At 74.9% G+C, this 4,001-nt stretch carries 2 protein-coding genes and 1 pseudogene; all 3 read right to left on the bottom strand.

The window, feature by feature from the left end:
* A pseudogene (locus VR45_RS50030) lies at positions 1–655 on the bottom strand (hypothetical protein); the annotation flags it as partial.
* Positions 656–962: 307 nt separating this feature from the next.
* The gene (locus VR45_RS11330; RefSeq protein ID WP_199925930.1) at positions 963–2,096 is read right to left on the bottom strand and encodes a hypothetical protein; all 1,134 of its coding nucleotides are present in this window, start codon (positions 2,094–2,096) and stop codon (positions 963–965) included.
* A gap of 69 nt (positions 2,097–2,165) precedes the next feature.
* A complete protein-coding gene (locus VR45_RS11325) occupies positions 2,166–3,917 on the bottom strand; it encodes a threonine/serine exporter family protein (RefSeq protein WP_045939580.1) in 1,752 nt (583 codons plus the stop codon).
* Positions 3,918–4,001 lie beyond the last annotated feature (84 nt).

Here is a 4,001-nt window from a genome sequence, read left to right as displayed (position 1 = left end):
CGGCCGCGGTGCGCGCGGCGGCAGCGGCCCGGCCGGCCCCGGCGGCCGTGGAGACGGCCGCGTCGAGGATCTGCCGGGAACGGTCGCTGGCGACCCCGACCACGGCGGCCCGGTCCCCCGCCTCGCGCGGGCCGCGCGCGCCGAGCAGGGCGTTGATCGCGGAGAGCTCGGCGCTGGTGCCCTGCCGGTACGTTTCGGCAGCCAGGGCCGCGGCGTCCTCGGCGGCGGCGGACCGTTCGGCCTCGGCGGCCGCCGACCGGTCGGCTGCGGCGGACTCCTCGGAGCGGGCCCGGGTGAGGGCCAGCTGGGCGCCGTTGTACGCCTCGACGGCCTGTTCGGCGGTCCGGGCGGCGGTGTCGAGTTCGGCCCTGGCGGCGGTGAGGCCGGCCTCGATGGCGGCGACCGAGCCGGCCGTGGCATCGGCCTCGGCCCGGGACCGGTCGATCTCCTCGGCGGAGGGGTAGGCCGCTTCCCCGGGTGCCCCGGCGGAACCGGGCTCGCCGGAAGAGCTGGGAGAGCCGGAGGAGCCGGGCCCGGACGGTTCGGCGGCCGCACTGGGCTCGCCCGGCTCCACCGGGGCGGCCGCCGCGACGGGAAGCAGCCCGAGCAGGGCGGTGAGGGACAACAGGAGGGTCGGCAGGAATCTGCGCGCCACGATTCATCCCTTCGAACGGTCACGAGGGAGCGGCCGCGCACCCGCGCCGCGGTGCGGCCGGGGCGGCGACGGGACCGGGGAGGGCGGGGGCCGAGCGGCTCCGGCGGATCGCCGGTCCGTCTCCCGCCCACCGCCTGTCCGGCGCCGACAGGTGCGGCAAAACATCCCATTCCGTGACAAGACGGTCACTGCTCGCCATGTTCTCAAGCGGGGCGGGTTTCACACCTCAAGTCCGCACCGCCGGCCGGGTGACCATCTGATGATCCGACCGCAGAACGGCCCCAGCCGGGCGGTCAGGGTATACGAACTAACGGCTCATCCGACGCGTCCGCGGCCGCAACCAGCGGTGTCGCCCCGGACGGAGGGGCTGCCCGGTCGGCCGGACGGCGTAGGTCCGGCCCCGGCCGGCCCGGACGGTGCGACGGCGCCGCTGGGACCCGCCCCGCGGCCCCGTCTGATCGGCCGGCCCGCCGTAGCCGCCCGACCCGCCGTACGCCGCCCCGTTGCCGGCGGCGCCGCCGTTGCCGTTCGCCCCGGAGGTCCGGTGGCTGCCCGACGGGTGCTCACCGCCCACCGCCGAGCGTCGGTCGGCCAGCCGCGCGGAGCGCCGGGCCAGCGCCCGGGCGGTGTGCGCGTCCAGGTGCGCGCTGGCCCGGGCGGCCATCCGCTCGGCCACCCGGTGGGCGGCCGGGTGGTTGGCCGACACCTTGTCCGGCGCCCCGGCGATCAGGTCGAAAAGCCAGGTACGGGCGATGTCCGCGCGCCGGTGCAGACGACGCTCGCGCCGGAGTGCCCGGGCCCGGCGGCGCGGGCGCCCGGCGTACCGCCAGCGCGCCCAGGGACTGCTCGGCCGGGCCAGCCGGATCGCGCCGACCCAGGAGAGGCCGGGCACCATGATGCCGAGCAGGCCGGTCCACATCTTGCCCTTGAGCAGGGTGACGACCATGGCCAGCGCGTTCACCGAGATCACCGTGACCAGGCCCCACCTGGTCTCCCCGGTGGGCTCCGCGCCGAGCGGCACGTAGCCGACCAGCAGCAGGCCGGTGAAGAGGATGCCGAAGATCACCGCGTCCACCGACTTGCGGCCCTGCTCGCTCCAGTAGACGTCGTCCAGGTGCAGGATCAGCGCGAACTCGTCCAGCACCAGACCGCAGCCGATGCCGAAGAGCAGGCCGAAGAGGTCGATCCACGGGTGGCCGCCGTAGGTGGCGAACACCCCGATGCCGCCGACCAGCAGGAAGCCCAGGCCGAAGACCATGTGGTGGATGTGCAACCCGCCGGGCGTCACGTTGCCGGGCCACCAGCGGACCTGGGCCCTGATCATCCGCACGCTGAACCGGATGAAGACGAACGAGGTGATGAACCCGACCAGCAGCAGGAACAGCGGTTGCTTGTGCGCGTCGACGATGTGCTCGCGGTAGCCGTCCAGCAGTGTGGTCATGCGTCTTACCTTCGTTCCTGGTGCTGCGTGCGGTCTGCCACGACATGGCCCGGAGGCCAACGATCGGCGTCAGAAGCCGCGGGTGCGCTTGGCCGCCCGGCGCGGGATCACCGGAGCGAGCGACGGCCGCTCGACCCCGACCGGGAGCTTCATGAAGAGCCGGGCGATCTCCCCGCCCAGGTTCACCCCGATGGCCAGCGCCAGGGCGATCGCCGCCGCCCTGGTGATCTGGACCAGGCCGCCGCTGGGGTGGCCCTGGGCGAACGACAGCATGCCGAGGTAGAGCGCCGAACCGGGCATCAGCGGCCCGATCGCGGCGGTGACGTACGGCAGCGCGGAGCCGTTGCGGTAGCGCGCCATCAGCTGGCCGAAGAGGCCGACCAGGCCGGCCGCCACACCGGTCGCGACGATCGGCGAGAGCTGGGCGTTGTAGGCCAGCACCCCGTAGCTGGCCCAGCCGATGCCGCTGTTCAGGGTGACCAGGGCCAGCGAGCGCCGGTCGGTCTGCAGCAGCATCGCGAAGGCGCAGGTCAGCACCAGCGCCGCGACCATCTGGACCGGCGGGTAGCTGATCCCGACCAGCGACTCGTCCGGCTTGAGCTTCGCCTGGAAGCCGACCCCCAGGTAGAGGATCAGCATCACGCCGATGACGATGCCCGCCACCAGGTAGATCACCTCCAGCAGCCGGGCCGCGGCGGTGATGTAGAAGCCCGTCAGACCGTCCTGCACCGCGGCGACCAGGGCGCGCCCGGGCAGCAGCGCGAACAGCCCGCCGGTGATCACCACCGAGCCGCGCAGGCCCAGGTCGTTGAAGGAGAGCACGATGCCGGAGGCCGCGGCCGGCATCGCGGCCAGCACGAACTGGTAGAACTCCGGCAGGCCGCGACGGGCGATCAGCGAGGCCAGCCGGTCGCCGAGCACGGCGGCGACGAAGGCGCTGAGGAAGACCAGCCAGGCCTTGTCGTCGATCCGCCCGCCGACCAGGAAGGTCGCCGCGCCGGCCAGCAGACCGGTGTTCAGGGCGAGCATCCAGGCCGGGTACGGATGGCGGTTGCGGCGGATCAGCGCGAGCCGGCGGTAGGCGTCGTTGACGCTCACCCGCTCGGCGGTGATGTCCGCGACCAGCTCGTACACCGCGTTCAGCCGGGTGTAGTCGGAGGTGCGGCGGCGCACCACCCGGTCGGCGGTGATCGGCGGCTCGACCAGCGAGGGCTGGTGCGAGATGCCGATCAGGGTGAAGGTGACCTGCGGCTCGCAGCGGTCCAGCCGGTAGGCGTGCGCGATGCCGAGCATGGCCGCCTCGACGTCCTCGGCGGCCTCGCCACTGGCCAGCAGCAGTTCGCCGATGCGCAGGGTCAGGTCGAGGACGCGCGGGACGTTGCGGCCGGCGGCGACCGAGGGGTGCAGCTCGCGGGCGGTCCGTTCGAAGGCCGGGCGCTCGGACATCGGGGTGCGCAGCAGGGTGCGCATCCGGTCCGGCCACGGCGCCTCACCGGGCGCGCCGGGACTGAGGGCGCCGACCGGGATGCCGAGCGGCGGGGTGTAGCCGGCGGCCCGCCACTCCTCGGGGGTGAGGGTGTCCTCGGCCACCGAACGGCGGCGGCGGCCCGGGGCGGCCGGTTCGCCGTCGGCCGGCACCGCCTCCACCGGCCGGGCGTCGGACGGCGGCGCGTCCGACGGCGGCGCGGCGGATTCCGGCTCGGGACCGGGCTCGGCTTCGGGCTCTGGCTCGGGTGCCAGCAGGCCCCTGGTCTCGGGCGCGGGCAGGAGGAGCGGGATCTCCACGGTCGGTTCGACGACCGGGGCGGGGTGCCCGAGCAGGCCCTCGGTGGGCGGCGCGGCGGACGGGTGGAGCGGACGCGCCTCCGCGGCGGGCCGGGACTGCGGCCGGGGCGGTCGACCGAC

Source organism: Streptomyces sp. NRRL S-495, assembly GCF_000966955.1.
In the GTDB taxonomy this organism is placed as follows: domain Bacteria; phylum Actinomycetota; class Actinomycetes; order Streptomycetales; family Streptomycetaceae; genus Kitasatospora; species Kitasatospora purpeofusca.
Note: the sequence above shows the minus strand (reverse complement) of the source record. Positions and strands in the feature narration are given on the sequence as shown.

What these genes read in the sequence shown, in the direction of transcription:
- VR45_RS11330 (WP_199925930.1), bottom strand. Translation starts at nt 2,096, where the DNA reads ATGACCACACTGCTGGACGGCTACCGCGAGCACATCGTCGACGCGCAC.